This window comes from Luteimonas saliphila (assembly GCF_016774335.1).
Classification (GTDB): domain Bacteria; phylum Pseudomonadota; class Gammaproteobacteria; order Xanthomonadales; family Xanthomonadaceae; genus Luteimonas; species Luteimonas saliphila.
Genome location: NZ_JAETWA010000013.1, coordinates 24050 through 44670, shown reverse-complemented (window position 1 = coordinate 44670; position 20621 = coordinate 24050). Strand labels below are relative to the sequence as shown.

Annotated in this window: 20 protein-coding genes; 17 read left to right on the top strand and 3 right to left on the bottom strand. The window is 69.7% G+C overall.

All coding sequences use genetic code 11. The annotated features are described in order from the left end of the window. Window positions 1–17: 17 nt before the first annotated feature. Complete coding sequence (locus JMO03_RS02610) at window positions 18–2081, bottom strand: 3-hydroxyacyl-CoA dehydrogenase NAD-binding domain-containing protein (RefSeq protein WP_202839939.1); 2064 nt, start codon at window positions 2079–2081, stop codon at window positions 18–20. Between the two features lie 236 nt (window positions 2082–2317). On the opposite strand from JMO03_RS02610, the gene rpoE reads away from it, so the two are divergent. The 9 genes from rpoE to recO all read left to right on the top strand — a co-directional run bounded on the left by rpoE (window position 2318) and on the right by recO (window position 11431). Then, a complete protein-coding gene (gene rpoE, locus JMO03_RS02605) occupies window positions 2318–2932 on the top strand; it encodes an RNA polymerase sigma factor RpoE (RefSeq protein ID WP_202839937.1) in 615 nt (204 codons plus the stop codon). Then, on the top strand, window positions 2929–3897 hold the full coding sequence (locus JMO03_RS02600; RefSeq protein WP_202839936.1) for an RseA family anti-sigma factor: 969 nt from the start codon (window positions 2929–2931) through the stop codon (window positions 3895–3897). Before rpoE ends, JMO03_RS02600 begins: the two co-directional genes overlap by 4 nt. A gap of 91 nt (window positions 3898–3988) precedes the next feature. Further along, window positions 3989–5560, top strand: coding sequence for a Do family serine endopeptidase (locus JMO03_RS02595; protein ID WP_202839933.1), 1572 nt, complete (start codon window positions 3989–3991; stop codon window positions 5558–5560). A 211-nt stretch (window positions 5561–5771) separates the two neighbouring features. Next, entirely contained in the window at window positions 5772–7565 is a 1794-nt protein-coding gene (gene lepA / locus JMO03_RS02590; RefSeq protein ID WP_202840086.1) for a translation elongation factor 4, read from the top strand. Window positions 7566–7581: 16 nt separating this feature from the next. Then, window positions 7582–8376 (top strand): signal peptidase I, encoded by a 795-nt coding sequence (gene lepB, locus JMO03_RS02585; protein WP_202840084.1) that lies wholly within the window; start codon window positions 7582–7584, stop codon window positions 8374–8376. Between the two features lie 59 nt (window positions 8377–8435). Continuing rightward, on the top strand, window positions 8436–8822 hold the full coding sequence (locus JMO03_RS02580; RefSeq protein ID WP_202839931.1) for a DUF4845 domain-containing protein: 387 nt from the start codon (window positions 8436–8438) through the stop codon (window positions 8820–8822). Then, window positions 8809–9486, top strand: a complete 678-nt coding sequence (gene rnc, locus JMO03_RS02575) for a ribonuclease III (protein WP_202839928.1) — start codon at window positions 8809–8811, stop codon at window positions 9484–9486. Before JMO03_RS02580 ends, rnc begins: the two co-directional genes overlap by 14 nt. Before the next feature lie 55 nt (window positions 9487–9541). Further along, window positions 9542–10465 carry a GTPase Era gene (gene era, locus JMO03_RS02570; RefSeq protein WP_202839926.1) on the top strand — a complete coding sequence of 308 codons (924 nt, stop codon included), beginning with the start codon at window positions 9542–9544 and terminating at the stop codon, window positions 10463–10465. Window positions 10466–10672: 207 nt separating this feature from the next. Beyond that, complete coding sequence (gene recO, locus JMO03_RS02565) at window positions 10673–11431, top strand: DNA repair protein RecO (protein ID WP_202839924.1); 759 nt, start codon at window positions 10673–10675, stop codon at window positions 11429–11431. On the opposite strand, the gene JMO03_RS02560 is transcribed toward recO, so the two are convergent. Then, window positions 11407–12123 carry a response regulator gene (locus JMO03_RS02560; RefSeq protein ID WP_238345838.1) on the bottom strand — a complete coding sequence of 239 codons (717 nt, stop codon included), beginning with the start codon at window positions 12121–12123 and terminating at the stop codon, window positions 11407–11409. The two genes, recO and JMO03_RS02560, sit on opposite strands and share 25 nt — an antisense overlap. A gap of 34 nt (window positions 12124–12157) precedes the next feature. On the opposite strand from JMO03_RS02560, the gene JMO03_RS02555 reads away from it, so the two are divergent. From JMO03_RS02555 to JMO03_RS02530, 6 genes are all read left to right on the top strand, one after another. Next, window positions 12158–14173: a translocation/assembly module TamB domain-containing protein gene (locus tag JMO03_RS02555; protein WP_202839920.1), complete on the top strand. Its 2016-nt coding sequence runs from the start codon at window positions 12158–12160 to the stop codon at window positions 14171–14173. Between the two features lie 62 nt (window positions 14174–14235). Continuing rightward, window positions 14236–14811, top strand: a complete 576-nt coding sequence (locus JMO03_RS02550; RefSeq protein ID WP_238345837.1) for a YdbL family probable chaperone protein — start codon at window positions 14236–14238, stop codon at window positions 14809–14811. 124 nt (window positions 14812–14935) lie between these two features. Beyond that, window positions 14936–16285: a 23S rRNA (uracil(1939)-C(5))-methyltransferase RlmD gene (rlmD, locus tag JMO03_RS02545; RefSeq protein ID WP_202839916.1), complete on the top strand. Its 1350-nt coding sequence runs from the start codon at window positions 14936–14938 to the stop codon at window positions 16283–16285. A gap of 169 nt (window positions 16286–16454) precedes the next feature. Next, entirely contained in the window at window positions 16455–16958 is a 504-nt protein-coding gene (locus JMO03_RS02540) for a CYTH domain-containing protein (protein ID WP_202839908.1), read from the top strand. Window positions 16959–17159: 201 nt separating this feature from the next. Next, on the top strand, window positions 17160–18167 hold the full coding sequence (gene nagZ, locus JMO03_RS02535; RefSeq protein ID WP_202839906.1) for a beta-N-acetylhexosaminidase: 1008 nt from the start codon (window positions 17160–17162) through the stop codon (window positions 18165–18167). Beyond that, window positions 18164–18733, top strand: a complete 570-nt coding sequence (locus JMO03_RS02530; RefSeq protein WP_202839904.1) for a hypoxanthine-guanine phosphoribosyltransferase — start codon at window positions 18164–18166, stop codon at window positions 18731–18733. Before nagZ ends, JMO03_RS02530 begins: the two co-directional genes overlap by 4 nt. A gap of 464 nt (window positions 18734–19197) precedes the next feature. Here JMO03_RS02530 and JMO03_RS02525 read toward each other — a convergent pair whose 3' ends face one another. Then, window positions 19198–19533 carry a hypothetical protein gene (locus JMO03_RS02525; RefSeq protein ID WP_202839902.1) on the bottom strand — a complete coding sequence of 112 codons (336 nt, stop codon included), beginning with the start codon at window positions 19531–19533 and terminating at the stop codon, window positions 19198–19200. Here JMO03_RS02525 and JMO03_RS02520 point away from each other — a divergent pair. Both JMO03_RS02520 and JMO03_RS02515 read left to right on the top strand, forming a co-directional pair. Beyond that, complete coding sequence (locus JMO03_RS02520) at window positions 19532–20287, top strand: S-methyl-5'-thioinosine phosphorylase (RefSeq protein ID WP_202839900.1); 756 nt, start codon at window positions 19532–19534, stop codon at window positions 20285–20287. The two genes, JMO03_RS02525 and JMO03_RS02520, sit on opposite strands and share 2 nt — an antisense overlap. 97 nt (window positions 20288–20384) lie before the next feature. Further along, complete coding sequence (locus tag JMO03_RS02515) at window positions 20385–20591, top strand: cold-shock protein (protein WP_149102137.1); 207 nt, start codon at window positions 20385–20387, stop codon at window positions 20589–20591. Window positions 20592–20621: the final 30 nt, after the last annotated feature.

The following is a 20621-nucleotide window of genomic DNA, read 5'->3' as shown; positions in this document are numbered from 1 at the left end:
GCCCGGGCGCGACGAGGTCAGTCCGGTTGCCGCAACGCCGGGTTGTCCCAGCCCGGGCGCGGCGCGAAGCGATCGCCGTACTTCGCCTGCAGGGCCATGAGCCGTCCAAGCAGGACGTCGGCGCCGGTTTCGCGGATGGTCTGGATCGGGCCGCCGCGGAACGGCGCGTAGCCGGTGCCGAAGATCACGCCGGCGTCGAGCAGGTCCGCATCCTCGACCACGCCGTCGTGAAGCGCGGCCACCGCCTCGTTGAGCAGCGGCAGGATGAGGCGGTCCTCCAGGTCGTCGGGCGCCTTGTAGTCCTTGGCGACCTCGGGCTTCTTCGGCTTGCCGTCTTCCCAGGCGTACAGGCCCTGGCCGTCCTTCTTGCCGCGCTTGCCCTGTTCGGGCGGTGTGGCCAGCGCCGGCGGGATCGACAGCCCGAGGAACGGCGCGAGCTCCTGGCCGACGCCGTAGGCGACGTCCAGCCCGACGGTGTCGATCAGCTCGATCGGCCCCATCGGCATGCCGTACTTCACCGCGGCCCTGTCGATGACCGGTCCCGGGATGCCCTCGGAATACGCGAGCGCGGCTTCCAGCATGTACGGGAACAGCAGCCGGTTGACCAGGAAGCCCGGCGTGCCGGCGACCGGCACCGGCAGCTTGTCGAGCGCCTTGCAGAACGCGGCCAGGCGCTGCTCGGTGGTCGCGGCCATGGCGTCGTGGCGCACGATCTCCACCAGCGGCATCAGCGCCACCGGGTTGAAGTAGTGCAGGCCGGCGAACTGTGCAGGTCGCGCGAGATCGCCGGTCAGTTCTTCGAGCGGAATGGAGGAGGTGTTGGTGGTCAGCAGCGCGTCGGTCTTGAGCCGCGGTTCGACGGTGGCGTACAGCTCGCGCTTGGCCTCGGCCTGCTCGATGATCGCCTCGATCACCAGGTCGGCCTCGCGGACGCCATCGCCGGCGAGGTCGGACTTCAGCCGCGCGGCGACTTCGGGCCGCTTCGCCTCGTCCCTGACCTTCTTCGCGAACAGGTCCTGCGCGCGCGCCAGCGCGCCGTCGATGTACTTCTGCTCGCGGTCCTGCAGCGTCACCCGGAAGCCCTTGTAGGCCGACCACGCGGCGATGTCGCCGCCCATCACCCCGGCGCCGACCACGTGCACGTGGGCGATGCCATGCGGTTCCTTCCCGCCGAGCCCCTTGAGCCGTTCCTGCAGGAAGAACACGCGGGTGAGGTTGCGCGCGGTCGGCGTGCCGGCCAGCTTCACCACCGACCTGCGCTCGGCCGAGAGCCGCGACTGGATCCCGCCGCCGCTGCGCCGCCAGGTCTCGATCAGCGCGTACGGCGCCGGATAGTGCTCCTTGCGGGCCTTGCGCGCGACCTGCTTGACCAGCACCGGCGCCAGCACCTGCCGCACGGGCCAGGTATTGGTGATCCAGCCGAGGAAGCGCTGCTTGAACGGACGCTGCCGGCCTTCGAGCGCGAGCTTGACCGCCTCGTCCAGCAGCAGCGCCGGCTCGACCACCTTGTCGACCAGGCCCATCGCCCGCGCGGACGACGCCGACAGCGTGCGCCCGGTGAGCATCACGTCCATCGCCGCCGGCGCGCCGACCAGGCGCGGCAGGCGCACACTGCCGCCCCAGCCGGGATAGATGCCCAGCTTCACCTCGGGCAGGCCGATCCGGGTCGAAGGATCGTTGCTGGCGATGCGGTAGTCGCAGGCCAGCGAGATCTCGGTGCCGCCGCCCATGCAGAAGCCGTGGATCGCCGAGACCGTGGGGCAGGGCAACTCGGCCAGGCGCTGGAAGACCTGCTGGCCGCGGCGGATCGAATCGCCGATCGTGCCCCTGCGGTCGAACTCCGCGAACTCGCGGATGTCGGCGCCGGCGATGAACCCCTTCTGCTTGGCCGAACGCAGCACCAGGCCCCGGGGCGGCTCCAGCGCAAGCCGTTCCAGCAGGCCGTCCAGCTCGAGCAGCACGTCCTGGGCGAAGGTGTTGACCGACTCGCCCTCGCGGTCGAACGACAGCACCAGCACGCCATCCGGGCGCAGCTCGACCTGCCAGTGGCTGAAGCGCAGTCCATCGAGGCCAGCGATCATGCGGGACCATCCGTTAACGTATGGGAAGCCCTTTATGATCCCGGGCTTGTTTCGCCGCCGTCAAATCGGCGCCCCGGCAACGCCCCCTGAAGGGCGGAACGCGGCCGCGGAGGCGGCATGGCTTGCGGCATGGGCCGCCTGGCCCCAGATCGGACAGACTCGGGGACGGAACTTCCACCCCTGCAACAGGTCACAGCTCCCGGTCGGAAGGCCGGGCGACAGGAGCGCCGGGCCCGATGGCCGAGATCGACACCCAACAACTGGACCTCGAGCTGGTCAAGCGCGTGCAGCGCGGCGACAGCGCGGCCTTCGACCTGCTGGTGCGCAAGTACCAGCACCGGATCGCGGCGCTGATCGGCCGCTATGTCGGCGACTGGAGCGAAGTCCAGGACGTCGCCCAGGAGACCTTCATCCGCGCCTATCGCGCGATCGGGAATTTCCGCGGCGACGCCCAGTTCTATACCTGGCTGCACCGGATCGCCGTGAACACCGCCAAGAACCATCTCGTCGCCAGCCATCGCCGTCCCCCCGGCGGCGACATCGACATCGAGGATGCCGAGCAGTTCGATTCCGGCATCCGCCTGCGCGACGGCGATACGCCGGAGCGTGAACTGATGCGCCAGCAGCTGGAACAAACCGTCATGCGTGCGGTCGAAGCACTGCCCGAGGAGTTGCGGCTGGCGATCACGCTGCGCGAGGTCGACGGCCTGAGCTACGAGGAGATCGCCCAGCGCATGGATTGCCCGATCGGCACGGTGCGCTCGCGCATCTTCCGGGCGCGCGAGGCGATCGACCAGGAGATGAAACCCCTGTTGGACAGCGACACCAGAACGGAGCGTGCGGCACGATGAACCCCGTCGACGACAACGAAGCCCTGCACATCGGCCCGGACCCGGACAAGCTGTTCGTGTACCACCGCCAGCAGCTGTCGGCGATGCTCGACGGCGAGCTCTCGCCCGACGAGGCCAAGTTCATGCTGCGCAGGCTGCAGCACGATACCGAGCTGGCGGCGTGCTGGGAGCGCTGGCAGGTCGGTGGCGACGTGCTGCGTGGCCGACACAACGACCTGTTGCCGGGCGATTTCGCCCAGCGCGTGGCGCTGGCCCTGGCCGCGGGTTCCACGGTGTCGGTCGAGATCGCAGCCGCGACGCGTGGCGGCCGTCCCAGGTTCGCCCGCTGGGGCGGGGGCGCCGCGATCGCGGCCTCGGTCGCGTTGCTCGCGGTCTTCGCCACCCGCCAGTTGCCGGAACCGGACGAGTTGCACCAGGAGGGCGCCGCGGCCCCGCTGGTCGCGGAAGCCTCCACGCCACCTCCTTCGATCGCGCTGCCGGCCGTGCAGCCGGCAGCGGCCCCTGCGATGGCCGATGCGGAAGTGCCCGCAGCGCCCGCCACTCCGCTGCGGGACGCTTCGGCCGCACTCGCCGCCACCGCGCTGGCCGCGGCCGAGGTGCCGCGGCGCGTTTCCGAGCGGCGCGCACGCACGCAGCCCCGGCCGACCTCCGGTCGCGTGCAGGCGGCGAGCGACCTGCCCGCGCCGGTCGCGGTCGCGGCCAACGACGAGAGCGTGCCGGGGTCGATCCTGTTGCCCGGAGACCTCGCGCCCGCAGGCGATCCCTTCGCCATGCCGCAGACCGCCAGCGCGCGCCCGTGGCCGCGTTCGCTGCTGCCGTCGACCAGCGCCGCCTACACGGTGGCGGGCGGTGGCTTGGCGCCGCGCGAGCAGGAATTCGAACCGTTCATGCCCGGCCATCGCAGTGCGCCCTGGCCGGCGACCGAGTCGCCTGAGCCGTCCGGCACGCCCACGGCGCAACCTTGATCGCCCTGGCGACGGAGTCGCTGCGTCCGCGGCCGCGATCCCCGCGCCTGCCCGGTTTTCCCTTCCTGTCTTTGTCGAGCGCTTCGTCCCGATGAAAACCCCGCTTTACGCCTTCGCCCTGATCCTGCTCACCTCGGCCGCGACCACCGCACTGGTGCTGCCGATCGCCACCGCCCAGCCGTCTCCCGAGCCGCAGGCCGCGGCCGTGCCGCTCGCCGGGCAGCCGACCGCGGTGCCGGCCGCGCCGCTGGTCAGCGGCCTGCCGGATTTCACCCGGCTGGTCGAACAGGTCGGCCCGGCGGTGGTGAAGATCGACACCACCACGGGCCGACGCGCCGGTGCGCGTGGCAACGCGCAACAGTCGCCGGACGACGTCGTTCCCGGCGAGGACCAGATCCCCGAGATCTTCCGCCGTTTCTTCGGCCCCGGTTTCCAGATGCCCGGCCCCGGCGGTCAGGGCCCGGTACCGCGTGGTCGCGCGATGGGCACGGGCTTCCTGATCTCGGACGACGGCTACGTGCTGACCAACCACCACGTCATCGACCGGGCCGACGAGGTCAAGGTGACGCTCAGCGACCGCCGCGAATTCACCGCCAAAGTGGTCGGCAGCGACGAGCGGTCCGACGTGGCGCTGCTCAAGATCGACGGCAGGGGCCTGCCGGTGCTGCGCACCGCCAACGGCGCGGCGGTCAAGCCGGGGCAATGGGCGGTGGCGATCGGCTCGCCGTTCGGGCTCGAGCAGTCGGTCACCGCGGGCATCGTCAGCGCGGTCGGCCGCAGCAACCCCTACGCCAACCAGCAGTACGTGCCCTTCATCCAGACCGATGTCGCCATCAACCAGGGCAACTCCGGCGGCCCGCTGCTCAACACGAGCGGCGAGGTGATCGGCATCAACTCGCAGATCTTCAGCAACTCCGGCGGCTACATGGGCGTGAGCTTCGCGATCCCGATCGACGTGGCGATGAACGTGGTCGATCAGTTGAAGAAGACCGGGCGCGTGCAGCGTGGGCAACTCGGCGTGCAGTTCCAGGCCAGCGGCATCACGTCCGAACAGGCGCGTGGCTTCGGCTTGCCCGATACGCTCGGTGCGCTTGTCAGCGAGGTGGTGCCGGGCAGCCCCGCCGAGAAGGCCGGCATCGAGCCGGGCGATGTGATCCGCAGCGCCGATGGCATCGCGATCCGCCAGCCCAGCGACCTGCCGCCGATCGTGGGCAACAAGGTGCCGGGTACGAAGATGAAGATCGGCGTGCTCCGGGACGGTCGCGAGCGTACGTTCGACGTGACCCTGAGCGAACTCGACGAGGGCGCGGTGGCCGGCGGCGACGCGCTGCGGCCGGGCGCGCCCTCCGCCGGCGCGCCGGCGGGCAACGCGAATGCCCTGGGACTGGTCACCCAGGACCTCACAGACGCGCAGCGGCGCCAGCTTGGCCTGGATGCGAGGGAAGGCGTCGCCATCACGCGCGTCGAGGGCATGGCCGCGCGCGAAGCGGGGCTGTCGCCGGGCGACGTGGTGCTGCGTGTCGGCCGCACGCCGGTGGGCAGTGCCGCCGCGCTGGCGCGCGAACTGCGCGATGTGAAGCCGGGCCAGACGGTCATGCTGCTGGTGCGCAGCCGCGGTGGCGGCAGCCGCTTTGTCGCGATCACCCCCGACGCGGACGACTGACCTCCGGCGCGTTTCGACCTGCCGGCGGGGTAGCGAGGGCATCGGGCTCGACGCCTGCGTGGCGGCAGATCTTCCGATCCGGGGCGTGCCCCGGGCCCGCGCCGCAGGCCGTGCGCGGGCCGCGCCGAGCGGCGGACCGGGGTTCGCCCTATGCGATAATCCCACGTTGTCCTGACGACCCTGCGGCCGCCGCCTCCCCATGTCCGACCCGATGCGGCTGATCCGCAACTTTTCCATCATCGCCCACGTCGACCACGGCAAGTCGACCCTGGCCGACCGCATCATCCAGCTCTGCGGCGGGCTCGAGGCGCGCGAGATGGAGGCGCAGGTGCTCGACTCGAACCCGATCGAGCGCGAGCGCGGGATCACGATCAAGGCGCAGTCGGTGTCGCTGCCGTACACCGCGGCCGACGGCAACACCTACCAGCTCAATTTCATCGACACCCCCGGGCACGTCGACTTCAGCTACGAGGTCAGCCGCTCGCTGGCCGCCTGCGAAGGCGCGCTGCTGGTGGTCGACGCCGCCCAGGGCGTGGAGGCGCAGTCGGTCGCCAACTGCTACACCGCGGTCGAGCAGGGCCTGGAAGTGGTGCCGGTGCTCAACAAGATCGACCTGCCCACCGCCGACATCGAGAAGGCCAAGGCCGAGATCGAGGCGGTGATCGGCATCGATGCCTCGGACGCGGTCGCGGTCAGCGCCAAGACCGGGCTCAACGTCGAACAGGTGCTCGAGGCGATCGTGCACCGCATCCCGCCGCCGCGGCCGCGCGACACCGACAAGCTGCAGGCGCTGATCATCGACTCGTGGTTCGACAACTACCTGGGCGTGGTGTCGCTGGTGCGGGTGATGCAGGGCGAGATCGTGCCGGGGCAGAAGATGCTGGTGATGTCGACCGGACGCACCCACCAGATCGACAACGTCGGCGTGTTCACGCCCAAGCGCAAGGCGCTCAAGAAGCTCGGCGCCGGCGAGGTGGGCTGGATCACCGCCAGCATCAAGGACGTGCACGGCGCGCCGGTCGGCGACACGCTGACCCTGGCCGCCGACCCGGCGGCGAAGCCGTTGCCTGGTTTCCAGGAGATGCAGCCTCGCGTGTTCGCGGGCCTGTTCCCGGTCGATGCCGAGGACTACCCGGATCTGCGCGAAGCGCTGGACAAGCTGCGCCTCAACGACGCCGCGCTGCGCTTCGAACCGGAGAGCTCCGAGGCGATGGGCTTCGGTTTCCGCTGCGGCTTCCTCGGCATGCTGCACATGGAGATCGTGCAGGAACGGCTCGAACGCGAGTACGACCTCAACCTCATCAGCACCGCGCCGACCGTGGTCTACGAGGTGCTGCTGACCGACGGCGAGGTGATGCCGCTCGACAACCCGGCCAAGCTGCCGCCGGTGAACAAGGTCGAGGAGATCCGCGAGCCGATCATCCGCGCCAACATCCTGACCCCGCCCGACTACGTCGGCAACGTGATCACGCTGTGCGAGGAGAAGCGCGGCAGCCAGATCGGCCTGCAGTACCTCGGCAGCCAGGTGCAGATCAGCTACGAACTGCCGATGGCCGAGGTGGTGCTCGATTTCTTCGACCGGCTCAAGTCGGTCAGCCGCGGCTACGCCTCGCTCGACTACCACTTCCTGCGCTTCGACGCCGGCCCGTTCGTGCGCGTGGACACGCTGATCAACGGCGACAAGGTCGATGCGCTCTCGATCATCGTCCACCGCACCCACGCCGACCGTCGCGGTCGCGAACTGACCGAGCGGATGAAGGAGCTGATCCCGCGCCAGCAGTTCGACGTGGCGATCCAGGCGGCGATCGGTTCCCAGGTCATCGCCCGCACCACGGTCAAGGCGCTGCGCAAGAACGTGCTGGCCAAGTGCTACGGCGGCGACATCAGCCGCAAGAAGAAGCTGCTGGAGAAGCAGAAGGAAGGCAAGAAGCGGATGAAGCAGGTGGGCCGGGTGGAGATCCCGCAGGAAGCGTTCCTGGCGGTGCTGCAGGTGGACAACAAGTAGGGGATGGCGTGACATGATGAAATGGTTCGAGGTCGCGCTGGTCGTCCTGACCTTCGCCACGGGCATCACCTGGCTGCTGGACAGGCTGCTGTTCGCCAAGCGCCGCGCACGACGCGGCGGATTGCTGGAGGAGAAGGAACCGGTCGTCGTCGACTACGCGCGGGCGTTCTTTCCCGTGCTGTTCTTCGTCCTGATCCTGCGCAGCTTCATCGCCGAGCCGTTCCGGATCCCGTCCAGTTCGATGATGCCGACGCTGCTGGTCGGCGACTTCATCCTGGTCAACAAGTTCACCTACGGCATCCGCCTTCCGATCAACAACCGCAAGGTGATCGCGCTGGGCGAGCCGCAGCGGGGCGACGTGGTGGTGTTCCGGCCGCCGCACCATCCCGACCAGGACTGGATCAAGCGCGTGGTCGGGCTGCCGGGAGACCTCGTGGCCTACCGCGACAACACGGTCTACGTGAACGGCGAACCGTTCGCCTACGGCCCGCCGCGCGAATACGTCGGCGTCGGCCGCGGTCGCGAGATGACCGGCGCCGGGCTGATCGATGAAACCATGCCCGGGCGCACCCACCAAGTCCTCGAGACCCGGCGCCCCGGCGGCTTCGACCCGGGCGAGGGCGAATGGCGCGTGCCGGCGGGCGAGTATTTCGTGATGGGCGACAACCGCGACCGCAGCGACGACAGCCGGTTTTGGGGTACGCTGCCGGAGAGCCAGCTGCGCGGGAAGGCGTTCCTGGTGTGGATGAACCTCGACTCCAGCGCGCCGGGCTGGGTCGACTGGGGCCGGATCGGCGGCAGCATTCCGTAGGGCCGGGCGGAGCTGTCAACGCGGGGCCGGCGACAACGGGACCAACGGGGGATCGAGACATGAAGACGCGTCGCAAGCAGGACGGCATCACGCTGTTGGGGTTCATCATCGTCGCGGCGGTGGTGGGTTTCTTCATCTATATCGCCATCAAGTTGTTCCCCATGTACTCCGAGTACTACGGAGTGAAGTCGGCATTGAAAGGACTGGCTGCGGAGCCTGGCGTCGGCAGCTACGAGCCGAGGCGGATCAACGATCTGTTCTTCCGTCGCCTGTACGTGAGTTATTCGAAGAACGTCAAGCAGGAGCACGTCAAGCTCACGCGCATCGACGGCGGATGGCAGATGGATGTGAAGTACGAAGTACGTACGCCTCTGGTCGCCAATCTGGACGTGGTCGGTCGGTTCAATGCGACGCAGAACCTGATCCGAAGCGGTGAGGCCAACTGAGGGTGCCGCCGGCCAGTTCGCCGGCCATGCCTTTTTCGATCCGGCGCTGCTGACGCAGGCGCTCACCCACCGCAGCGCGGGCGCGCCGCACAACGAGCGGCTCGAGTTCCTCGGCGACGCGCTGCTCGGGCTGATCGTCGCCGAGGCGCTGTACGCGCGCTGGCCGAAGGCCGACGAGGGGTCGCTCACGCGCGCCCGCGCCGAACTGGTGCGCGAATCCTCCCTGGCTTCGGTCGCCAGGCGGCTGGAGATCGGCGAGCGGCTGGTGCTGGGACCCGGCGAGATGAAGTCGGGGGGGCATCGGCGCGATTCGATCCTGTCCGACGCCCTCGAAGCGATCATCGCCGCGATCTACCTCGACGCCGGTTTCGAGACCTGCCGCCGGATCGTGCTGCCCTGGTTCGAGGAGGCGGTGTCGGCGGTCCCGGCCAGCAAGGTCGGCAAGGACCCCAAGACCCGCCTGCAGGAGTGGCTGCAGGCGCGGCAGAAGCCGTTGCCGCAGTACGTCCTGCAATCGGAGGCCGGCGAGGAGCATGCCCGCGTGTTCGTGGTCCGCTGCGTGCTGTCCGATCCGGCGATGTCGGGCGAGGGAGAGGGCGGGTCGCGTCGCGCGGCGGAGCAGGTCGCGGCGGAGGTGGTGCTGCGCCAGCTGCCCGCCGGCTGAGCCGGGGAAATCGGGTGGATTTGCCCTCGCCCCGTCCGCGCGCGGACAATGCGGCATGAGCAACCAAACGCATCGGGCCGGGCACGTCGCGGTCATCGGCCGGCCGAACGTCGGCAAGTCGACCCTGGTCAACGCGCTGGTCGGCGCCAACCTCAGCATCGTCTCCAACCGGCCGCAGACCACGCGCCACCGCCTGCTCGGGATCGCCACCGTGCCCGGCGGCCAGATCGTGTTGGTCGATACGCCGGGCCTGCACCGCGACGACGGCAAGCGGGCGTCGACCGCGCTCAATCGCGTGCTCAACCGCGCCGCGCGCGGCGCGATCGAAGGCGTCGATGCGGCCGCGCTTGTGGTCGAGGCCGGTCGCTGGGACGAAGAGGACACCCTGGCCTACGACACCTTGCGCGCGAGCGGCCTGCCGGTGGTGCTGGTGGTCAACCAGGTGGACCGGATCGCCGACAAGGCGAGCCTGCTGCCCTACCTGCAGCGGGTCAACGAGGGACGCGATTTCGCGGCGGTGCATCCGGTGTCCGCGCTCAAGCGCCAGGGGCTGGAGCCGCTGGTCGCCTCGCTGCTGGCGCAACTGCCCGCGCAGCCGGCCCTGTACGGCGAGGACGAACTCACCGACCGCAGCCAGCGCTTCCTCGCCGGCGAACTGGTGCGCGAACAGCTGATGCGCCAGCTCGGCGCCGAGCTGCCGTACGCCACCACGGTGGAGATCGAGTCGTTCACCGAGGAACCTTCGCCGAAGGCCGGGGTGATGTACCGCATCGGCGCGGTGATCTGGGTCGAGCGCGAGGGCCAGAAGGCGATCGTGATCGGCAAGGGCGGCACCCGCCTGCGCGACATCGGCAAGCGCGCGCGCGAACGCATGGAGCAGTTGTTCGACGCCAAGGTGTTCCTGCAGACCTGGGTGCGCGTGCGCGAGGGCTGGTCGGACGACGAGTCGGCGCTGCGCAGCCTCGGATACGGCGACTGACCGCCGGTCACGCGCGGAGCGGGGTGATGGGACACGAAGCGATCGCACCGCTCGAAGGCTACCGTCCGGGTGACACGCCGCACCTACGGATCGTGCCGGGGCGCCGCGGGTCGTGGCTGATCGCGTACCCGGCTCGCATGCGTCCGCGGTTCCTGCCCGCCCGATGACCGCAACCCGGGTCGTCGCCGCGCTCGCCGACGTCTGACCGTGCGCTACGCCGGCGAACGCGGCTACGTCCTGCACGCGCGGCCGTGGCGCGAGACCAGCCTGCTGGTCGACCTGCTCAGCGAATCGCATGGCCGTCTCGGCCTGGTGGCGCGCGGGGTGCGCGGCCCGAGGAAACAGGCCCAGTTCGCTGCGCTGCAACCGCTGCAGCACGTGCGCATCGACGCCGTGCAGCGCGGTGAACTCGCCCAGCTGACGTCGGTGGAGGCACTCGATGCACCGCCGCCGTTGCCGGGACATGCCGCGCTCGCTGCGTTCTACGTCAACGAGCTGGTACTGCGCCTGGCGCCGCGGCAGGATCCGCATTCCGCGCTCTACGCCCTTTACGGAGAAGTGCGCGCGCGGCTGCACGATGCCGCCGACCTGGCGTGGACGCTGCGCCGTTTCGAACGCGACCTGCTGGACGCGCTCGGGGTCGGATTCGACTGGGCGCGCGACGGCGACGGCGGCGACATCGATCCGGCCGCGCGCTACCGGTTGGACCCGGAGCACGGGCCGCGGCGCGTGCTGGGAGAACGCGTCGGGGAGTCGCGAGGCCGCTACGCCACCGGCAGCGCGTTGATCGCGCTGGGCGACGATCGCAAGCCCGGCCCGGGGGATCTCGACAGCCTGCGCCGCGCGATGCGCGACGTGCTGTCCCAGCATCTGGGGCCACGGGGGCTGAAATCCTGGGAGCTGGCGGCCGACCTCGCGCGGCTGGCGGCCCGTCGCCCCGGTCAGGGCGACGACAGCGTGTCCTGAACCGCGGCCAGGAAGTCCTGCAGCGCCGTATTCGAGGCAGGGGCGTCCCGCAGCCGTGTAGCCGCTACATCCAGCCGCGCCGCGCCCACGAAACCGCATCCGGCGCGTAGCCGGTGTAGGGCGCCGCGCAGCGCGTCGTCGTCACCAAGGCCTGCGGCGGACGCCACCGTGTCGCGCGTCGCAGGCAGCTCCGCGATGAACAACGCGCGCAGCGCCGCGACATTCCCGGCATCGCCGGCGAGCGCCGCGAGCGCCTGCGCCTCGTCCCATACCGGCGTGTCGCGCGCTTCGACGGGCGTTTCGACATCCGCGGCGACTTGCGCGGTCGATCCGTCGTCGAGTGCAAGCCGCAGCGCGTCCGTCCACGCGCCGGCCGGAAGCGGTTTGGCGAGAGTGCTGGCGAAGCCGGCGGCGAGCAGCGCGGCGTGTTCGGTGCGGTCGCGCGAGGCGGTGTGCGCGATCGCCGGCGTGGTCAGTCCGCGTTCGCGCAGGTCCTGCAGCAACTCGCTGCCGCTACCGTCGGGCAGGTGGGCGTCGATCAGCCACAACGCATGCGCGTGGCGGGTGGCGAGCACGCGGGCCTCGGCCACGCTACCAGCCAGATCGACCACGGCCGGCAAGCCCTCGGTCGCAGCCTGGAGGAAGGCGCGGCTGGTGGGGTCGTCCTCGACCAGCAGGATCCTCGGATTCATCGTCGCCTCCCTGCGCAGCGGATATGCTCGCCCGATGCCTGTCCGCATCTTAACCCTGTTGCTGATGGCGTTCGCCGCCTGCCAGGTGCAGGCACGGACCGCGACCGCCAGCATCGCCACGATCCGGGCACCGGGCGTCGAACTTCGCGACGTGCGGGTGCGGCTGCATTGGCCCGCCGGCGCGACAAGCGGCGAGTTGCGGGTCGAGGCCGCGCGGATCGAGGCGGACGCGCTGGGTGATGGCTACTTCGACGTCGAGTGGGAGTGTCCGCTGGCGCGTGCGCAGGACGACGCGTGGCAATGCGCCGGGCCGTTGCGCGGCAAGGGCGGTGCGCCGATGCGGCTTGCCGTTGACCTGTCGACCGCGCGCACCGATGCGGCGCTCACCCAAGGCGATGCGCGCCTGGCGCTGCATCGCAATGCCGCCGCACCCGACACCACAAGCCTGCGCCTGGAACGGGTGCCGCTGGCGTGGGCGCAGGCGCTGCTCGCGCAGGGCTGGCCGGCGGGCCGGATCGGCGCGGGCGTGGCCGATGGCACGGTCGCGCTGTACACGCCGGCCGGCCGGCCGCTGCGCCTCGAGGGCCGGCTCGCGGTGGCGGGGCTGGCACTGGAATCGGAGGATGCCAGCGTCGCGATCGGCGATCTCGATGGCGAAGTGGTCTTCGACTATCGCCAGCCCGCCGGTGCCGGCGCGCTGGTGACGATCGACGGCCGACTGCGCGACGGCGAAGTGCTGGTCGGCAACACCTACCTCGCGCTCGGCGCGCGACCGGTCCGGTTCGGCCTCGACGCACGGCAGTTGCCCGGCGGCGGCTGGGCTGCGCCGCGCCTGGCGTGGCAGGACGCGGACACCCTGTCCGCCGAGGGCAGCGCGGTGCTCGCCGCCGACGGCGGACTGGAACGACTGGAACTGGATGCGCGCAGCCCGGTGCTCGCTGCATTGCCCGGGCGATATCTGTCCGGCTGGCTCGGCCTGGCCGGCTTGTCCGATCTGGAACTGCAAGGCTCGGCCGGCGTGCGGGTGCGGATCGATGCGGGCGAACTGCGCTTGCTCGACGCGGATTTTGCCGCCGTCGATGTGCGCGATCCGCAGCAGAGGTTCCGGATCGACGGATTGCAGGGAACCTTGCGCCACGCCTTCGCCGACGCCGGCGACAGCGGGTTGCAGTGGCAGGGTGGCGCGCTGTACGGACTCGCCTTCGGTCCGATCCGCCTGCCGATGCGCAGCGAAGCGGGCACGCTGCGCCTGCGCGAGCCGGCGGAACTGTCGATGCTCGGCGGAAGGGTGCGCCTGGACGGTTTCACCCTGCGTCCCCCGGACGCCGGAGCGGGTCTGCGCCTGGGTTTCGGCCTCGAACTCGATGCGCTCGACCTCGGCCAGCTCGCGCAGGCGCTGGGCTGGCCGGCATTCCGCGGCACGCTCGGCGGACGCATCCCGAGCGCGCGCTATGCCGATGAACGGCTCGAGTTCGATGGCGGCCTGTCGATGCAGCTGTTCGAAGGCCGCATCGATGTGGGCGCGTTGTCGATGGAACGTCCGTTCGGCGTCGCCCCGACGCTGTCGGCGGACCTGTCGCTGCACGACCTCGACCTGCTCGGCATCACCGAGGTGTTCGACTTCGGCAGCATCACCGGCCGCCTGCATGGCCGCATCGACGGCCTGCGCCTGGTCGACTGGACCGCCACCGCCTTCGATGCGGAACTGCATACACAGCGGCGCGCCGGGGTCCGCCAGCGCATCAGCCAGCGCGCGGTGCAGGACATCTCCAGCGTCGGCGACGCCTCGTTCGTGACCAGCCTGCAGGGGCGACTGATCGGCCTGTTCGACGACTTCGGGTATCGCCGCATCGGCATCGGCTGCCGGCTGGCGAACGAGGTCTGCCGGATGTCGGGCCTGCATTCAGCGGGCGAGGGCTTTACTATCGTCGAAGGGGCGGGCGTGCCGAAGCTGCAGGTCGTCGGCTTCAATCGCGACGTCGACTGGCCGACGCTGGTGGAACGCCTCGCTGCAGTGGCCGCCGGAGATGTCGCGCCGGTGGTGGACTGACCCGGCCGCCGCGAGGCGGTCATTCATCGCAACGGGAGCCTCGCATGCGTCGCCTGGTAGCAATGCCGATCCTCTTCGCGCTGGCGCTGTGCGCCTGCGTCACCATCAACGTCTATTTTCCCGCCGCCGAGGCGCGCGAAGCGGCCCGCGAGTTCGTCGAGAACGTGATCGGCGACGAGGCGCAGCCCGCTCCGCCACCGTCCGGCGACGGCGGCATGGCGCTGCGCCAGCCGCGCTTCGATCCGTGGATGCTGCTCGGCATCGGTTCGGCGCACGCCCAGTCGCAGCCCGACATCACCATCCGCACCCCGGCGATCCAGGCGATCCAGTCGCGGATGGAGTCGCGTTTCAACTCGACCCTGCGCGCGCACTTCGATTCCGGCGCGCTGGGCTTCGCGGGCGATGGCACGATCGTGGTGCGCGACGCGGCGTCGCTGGCGATCAAGGACCGGGTCGCGGTCAATGCCGCGGTCGCCGACGACAACCGCGACCGCAAGGCGGTGTACCGCGAGATCGCGGTCGCCAACGGTCATCCGGAGTGGGAATCGCAGATCCGCGACGTGTTCGCCCGGCAATGGATCGCGAGCGCACGCCCCGGCTGGTGGTACCAGCAGGGCGGGGCCTGGAAGCAGAAGTAGCCGCGCGGGACGGCCGGCCCTGGGCCGGCCGGCAGGTGGTGACGCAGGCTTCGGGCCGTTGCGCAACGGCCGGGAAAAGCCTGTTTCTGCGACAATGCGCGGCCCGCACGCAGCCTGACGTCACGTGGCCCGGATCGACCAGACCCCGTTCGAGCTCGACATCCTCGACCTGAGCCACGACGGCCGCGGCGTCGCCCGCCGTGCAGCGGGACATCCGAACGCCGGCAAGACCGTGTTCGTGGCCGGCGCACTGCCCGGCGAGCGGGTGCTGGCGAAGCAGGTCGCGCGTTCGCGCCATTTCGACGAAGCCGACACGCTGCAGGTGCTGGAGGCCTCGCCCGAGCGCGTCGCGCCGCGCTGCGCCCATTTCGGCGTGTGCGGTGGCTGCGCGTTGCAGCATCTCGAGGCGTCTCGACAGATCCTCGCCAAGCAGCGCGTGCTGCTGGAGAACTTCGAGCGCATCGGCCATGTCGCCCCCCGCGACGTGCTGCCGACGCTGACCGGCGGCGCCTGGCACTACCGCCGCAAGGGCCGGTTCTCGGTGCGGCGGGTGGAGAAGAAGGACAAGACCCTGGTCGGCTTCCGCGAACGCGATCCGCGCTTCGTCGCCGACCTGCGGGAGTGCCATACCGTGGTGCCGGCCGTGGAGGGGCTGATCGTGCCGCTGTCGACGCTGGTCGACGGCCTGCGGGCGCGGCGCGAGATCCCGCAGATCGAATTCATCGTCGGCGACCCGACGCCGGATTTCGACGGCGTGGCGCTGGTGCTGCGCCACCTGCAGCCGTTGTGCGACGTGGATCTCGCGGCATTGCGCGGATTCGCCGAGCGCAACCGCGTGGCCGTCTTCCTGCAGCCCGGGGGCGTGGACTCGGTGCGTCCGCTGTGGCCGGCGCAACCCGCCCTCTCGTTCCGGCTGGAACCGTGGAACGTGACGCTGGCCTTCCGGCCGCTGGATTTCATCCAGGTCAACGCCCGGCTCAACGAGGCGATGATCGCGCGCACGTTCGAGCTGCTCGACCTGCAGGCCGGCGACCGCGTGCTCGACCTGTTCTGCGGCCTCGGCAACTTCACCCTGCCGATGGCGCGCGTCGCGGCGGAGGTGGTCGGCGTGGAAGGCGAAGCGGCCCTGGTGGCGCGCGCGCGGGAAAACGCGGCGCTCAATGGGTTGGACAACGCCACCTTCCACGACGCGGACCTCACCCGGGACCATCGCGGCACGTCCTGGATGCGCCAGGGGTTCGACAAGCTGCTGCTCGACCCGCCACGATCGGGTGCGATCGACGTGCTCAAACAGCTGCCGCTGGAGCGCTTCGGCCGCATCGTCTACGTCAGCTGCCATCCAGGCTCGCTCGCGCGCGATGCAAGCTACCTGGTCAACGAGCGCGGCTGGTCCCTGCGCAGCGCCGGCGCGATGGACATGTTCCCGCAGACCGCGCACGTGGAGTCGATCGCGCTGTTCGAGAAGAAGCCGTGATTGGTGATTGGTGATTCGAAGGAGCGCGATCTGCATCGCTTCCTCGGAGCACAGGGTTTTTTCTTCCGATTCCGGCGGGAGAGGTCGAATTTCCTTGCCGGCGAGCAATCACGGCGTATGCTCCGCCGAATCACGAATCACGAATCACGAATCACGAATCACGAACCCCATGCCCCTCGAAATCGAACGCAAATTCCTGGTCTCCGGCGATGGCTGGCGCGCGCAAGCGCATGCGGTCCTGCCGATCGCGCAGGGCTACCTCAACACCCTCGATTCGCTCGAGCACGGCGGCCAGAAGGCCTCGGTGCGCGTGCGCATCCAGGGTGAAGCGGGCTACCTCAACATCAAGTCGCGCGAGCCCGGCCACACCCGGCAGGAGTTCGACTATCCGATCCCGGTCGAGGATGCGCGCGCGCTGCTGGCCCTTTGCGTGGCGGGCGTGATCGACAAGCGACGGCACCTCGTACGGCATGAGGGGCATCTGTGGGAAGTCGACGAGTTCCTCGGCGAGAACGCCGGCCTGGTGGTCGCGGAGATCGAACTCGCGCGCGCCGACGAAGCCTTCGCCATGCCTGCCTGGGCGGGGCGGGAGGTCACGGACCAGGCGCGCTACTACAACCTTGCGCTGGCATCGCGACCGTATGCACGCTGGGGCGCCGCGGAACGGGATTGACTGCACGCGGGCTCGGCCCGCCGTGCGGGTCCACGCCCTTGAGCGCCGGAAGAAGGAGCATCCCCGCCGGCGACTCGTGAAGAATTCGTTTCGGGAGGCCGGCTCCATGCGATGGCGAAGGCCGATTGCCCCGCGGCGACCACCCGGCATCTGCGACAATGCCGCCCGTGCGCAGCCGCGCACGCCATGGAGATCCAAAGGATGCTCGTGATCGGCGTTGCCGGCATGGAACTCACCGCGCAGGAGCGCGACTGGCTGCGGAACGACGCCTGCGCGGGCGTCATCCTGTTCAAGCGAAACTTCAGTTCTAGATCGCAGGTGATGGCGCTGTGCGCCGCGATCCGCGAGGCGGCGCCGCGCCCCGTGCTGATCTGCGTCGACCAGGAAGGCGGCCGCGTGCAGCGCTTCCGCGAAGGATTCAGCGACCTGCCGCCGCTCGAAGGCTTCGGCCGCCTGTATGCACAGGATCCGGATGGGGCGCTGAAGCTGGCCGAGGAACACGCCTGGCTGATGGCCAGCGAGATCCGCGCCACCGGCGTCGATCTGAGCTTCGCGCCGGTGGTCGATGTCGGTCACGGCAACCTCGCGATCGGTGACCGCGCGTTCTCGGACGATCCCCAGGTGGTCGCGCAGTTCACGCGCGCCTACGTCCGCGGCATGCACGCTGTGGGCATGGCCGCCACGCTCAAGCACTTCCCCGGGCACGGCACCGTGCGCGAGGACACGCACTTCGACGACGCCGTCGACGACCGTCCGCTCGACGCGATCCGGGCGCACGACCTGGTGCCCTTCGTCGCCGGCATCGAGGCCGGCGCCGACGCGGTGATGCTGGCGCACGTGGTGTACCCGCAGGTCGCGCCCGAACCCGCCGGCTACTCGCCGTTCTGGATCAACGACATCCTGCGCGGGGAGATGGGCTTCCGCGGCGTCGTGTTCTCCGACGACATCGGCATGGCCGCGGCGTTCTCCGCCGGCGGCATCAAGGCCCGCGTCGACGCGCACCTGGATGCGGGCTGCGACGTGGTGCTGGTCTGCCATCCCGAGCTCGTCGACGAATCGCTGGCGGCGGTCAAGGATCGCAAGCTCAACACCATGGCCCTGGTCGGCCTGCTCGGCCGCGGTGGCCTGGGCTGGGATGGCCTGCTGGCCGACAGCCGCTACAGCGGCACGCAATCGCAGCTCGCGACCCGACTGGGACAGACCGCATGAACGTGCCGAGGCTCTCCGACGTGCTCGACAGCGCCGAGCTGATCCACGATCGCGAGGCGCTGGAAGACGCGATCGAGGAGATGGCCGATGCCATCTGTCCCGAGTACATCGACGACGAGCTGCCGCCGCTGTTCATCACCGTCATGCATGGCGGCCTGCCGTTCGCCGCGCAGCTCGCGTTCGCGCTCGGCGAACGCGGCCTCGACCTGGAATTCGACTACCTGCATGCCACCCGCTACCGCGGCAACACCACCGGCTCCGGCCTTGCGTGGCTGCACCGCCCGGCGACCCCGATGCGCGGCCGCCGGGTGCTGCTGGCCGACGACATCCTCGACGAGGGCCACACGCTCAAGGCGGTGAAGTACTGGTGCGAGGACCAGGGCGCGCTCGACGTGCGCGTCGCGGTGCTGGCGACCAAGGCGCACGACCGCTGCGTGGACGGCATCTGCGCCGACTACGTGGGCGTGGAAGTTCCCGACCGCTACGTGTTCGGGTTCGGGATGGATTTCCACGAGCAGGGGCGGAATCTGCCGGGGATTTATGCGTTGGGGGATGGGGGGGAATAGGCGGGGGTGGTGCGCTGCTGCTTTCGTCGCAAAGTTTGACCTGACCTGCGCTCGCCTAATCGGGATTTGACTGTTGTTGGCGCGGTGGCATTCTTGTGAGGCAAGAGCTTCCGCTCGCCATGGGCGAGCGGGTTCATTTCTTTTGATGAGCGTCAAAAGAAACGAACCAAAGAGAAACGCTTCCCCGCAAGTGCACAAGCTCGCGATCTGGCCCGATGACGGAATTTTTCGACACGGCATCCATGCCGTGGCGAAAAACGGCGCGCGTCCTGCGCGCCGCCCTCCGGGTTACCGACCCACGCAGGCGCATCACTTTCGAAAAGCGCGGAACGCGCGTCTTCGTCTCGCCAGTCGGGAGGCGATAAGACGCTTTTGGCAAATGGAGTCCTTGTGTTGAATCATCGCCGTCCCTGCAGAGACAGAAGCGTTACAAGCAGCGCTTGTTGTGGAATCGCCTGCAGAACTCACCAGACCCGGAGGGCGCCGCACAGGATGTGCGGCGTTTTCCGACCGAGCCATGGATGGCGAGTCGGAAAATCGAGATCCTGTGTCAGCCTCGAGCTTGTGCCGTTGCGGGGAAAGCGTTTTTCTTTGGTTCGTTTCTTTTGGCGCTTTCCAAAAGAAATGAACCCGGCCGCCGCAGGCGGACGGAAGCCCTTGAGTAACGAATTCTGGCGAGACAAGCGACTTGTGCCGCCGAACGATCCGATGCGGTCAAGGCACGAACATTCCGCCACATGAGTGTCCTTCGCGATGCGGCTGTATCCTCCCCGAACCACCAAATCGCTCTCCAACCCCATGAACCCCACTCCCTCCCTCGCCGTCATCGGCGGCACCGGCCTCTACGCGCTCGCCGACCTGCAGGACGTCGAGACCCACCAGCCGGTCACCCGTTACGGCGCGCTGTCCGGGCCCGTACGCGTCGGTACGCTCGACGGCCGGCGGGTCGCGTTCCTCGCGCGCCATGGCGAGGGCCATTCGGTGCCGCCGCACCAGGTGAACTACCGCGCCAACCTCGCCGCGCTGCAGGCGCTGGGCGCGACCCGGGTGCTGGCGTTGAACACCGTCGGCGGCATCACCGAACGCTTCGGCCCACGCGTGCTCGCCTGCCCGGACCAGTTGATCGACTACACGTGGGGGCGCGTGTCCACCCTCTGCGAGGAGCCCGGCACCGAGGTGCTGCACGTCGATTTCGGCGACCCCTACACGCCGTCGCTGCGGCACCGCGTGCTCGACGCGGCGCAGGTCGCCGGCGTCGCGCTCGTCGACGGCGGCTGCTACGGCGCCACCCAGGGTCCGCGACTGGAGACGAAGGCCGAGATCGCGCGCCTGCGCCGCGACGGCTGCGACCTGGTCGGCATGACCGGCATGCCCGAAGCCGGGCTCGCGCGCGAGCTGGGACTGGACTACGCGTGCCTCGCGATCGTCGCCAACTGGGCGGCCGGCGCGGGCCCGGATCCGGACGAGACGATCACGCTGCAGGACGTGCTCGACAACGTCGCCGCGGCCTCGGCGGGCGTGCCGGCGCTCGTTTCCGCGCTGCTGGCGGGGTGATTGCATCGACCCGGCGGGCTTTGCATACTCGGCGGGCCCGGCCGGACGCCTTGCAAGCCCCGCCGGGCGCCACCAGCCATCACGAGGTTCGCGAGTCATGCAATACGGCACAGTGAAGTGGTTCAACGACGCCAAGGGGTTCGGGTTCATCGCGCCGGAAGACGGCACCGCCGATGTCTTCGTCCATTACTCGGCGATCGACTCGAAGGGGTTCCGCAGCCTGCAGGAAGGCCAGCGGGTCCAGTACGAAGTCACCCAGGGTCCGAAGGGTGCGCAGGCGGCAGGGGTGCAACCGGTCGTCTGACCATGTCGGCAACGGAATCTTCCGGCCCCG

Bases quoted from the DNA above. Each gene is read 5' to 3' on its own strand.
- JMO03_RS02540 (WP_202839908.1), top strand. From the start codon at position 16,455: ATGCCCCTCGAAATCGAACGCAAATTCCTGGTCTCCGGCGATGGCTGG.
- lepA (WP_202840086.1), top strand. From the start codon at position 5,772: ATGCGGCTGATCCGCAACTTTTCCATCATCGCCCACGTCGACCACGGC.
- JMO03_RS02580 (WP_202839931.1), top strand. From the start codon at position 8,436: ATGAAGACGCGTCGCAAGCAGGACGGCATCACGCTGTTGGGGTTCATC.
- era (WP_202839926.1), top strand. From the start codon at position 9,542: ATGAGCAACCAAACGCATCGGGCCGGGCACGTCGCGGTCATCGGCCGG.
- JMO03_RS02610 (WP_202839939.1), bottom strand. From the start codon at position 2,081: ATGATCGCTGGCCTCGATGGACTGCGCTTCAGCCACTGGCAGGTCGAG.
- JMO03_RS02530 (WP_202839904.1), top strand. From the start codon at position 18,164: ATGAACGTGCCGAGGCTCTCCGACGTGCTCGACAGCGCCGAGCTGATC.
- nagZ (WP_202839906.1), top strand. From the start codon at position 17,160: ATGCTCGTGATCGGCGTTGCCGGCATGGAACTCACCGCGCAGGAGCGC.
- JMO03_RS02560 (WP_238345838.1), bottom strand. From the start codon at position 12,123: ATGAATCCGAGGATCCTGCTGGTCGAGGACGACCCCACCAGCCGCGCC.
- JMO03_RS02555 (WP_202839920.1), top strand. From the start codon at position 12,158: ATGCCTGTCCGCATCTTAACCCTGTTGCTGATGGCGTTCGCCGCCTGC.
- lepB (WP_202840084.1), top strand. From the start codon at position 7,582: ATGAAATGGTTCGAGGTCGCGCTGGTCGTCCTGACCTTCGCCACGGGC.
- JMO03_RS02525 (WP_202839902.1), bottom strand. From the start codon at position 19,533: ATGGGGTTGGAGAGCGATTTGGTGGTTCGGGGAGGATACAGCCGCATC.
- JMO03_RS02515 (WP_149102137.1), top strand. From the start codon at position 20,385: ATGCAATACGGCACAGTGAAGTGGTTCAACGACGCCAAGGGGTTCGGG.
- JMO03_RS02550 (WP_238345837.1), top strand. From the start codon at position 14,236: ATGCCGATCCTCTTCGCGCTGGCGCTGTGCGCCTGCGTCACCATCAAC.
- JMO03_RS02595 (WP_202839933.1), top strand. From the start codon at position 3,989: ATGAAAACCCCGCTTTACGCCTTCGCCCTGATCCTGCTCACCTCGGCC.
- rpoE (WP_202839937.1), top strand. From the start codon at position 2,318: ATGGCCGAGATCGACACCCAACAACTGGACCTCGAGCTGGTCAAGCGC.
- JMO03_RS02520 (WP_202839900.1), top strand. From the start codon at position 19,532: ATGAACCCCACTCCCTCCCTCGCCGTCATCGGCGGCACCGGCCTCTAC.
- JMO03_RS02600 (WP_202839936.1), top strand. From the start codon at position 2,929: ATGAACCCCGTCGACGACAACGAAGCCCTGCACATCGGCCCGGACCCG.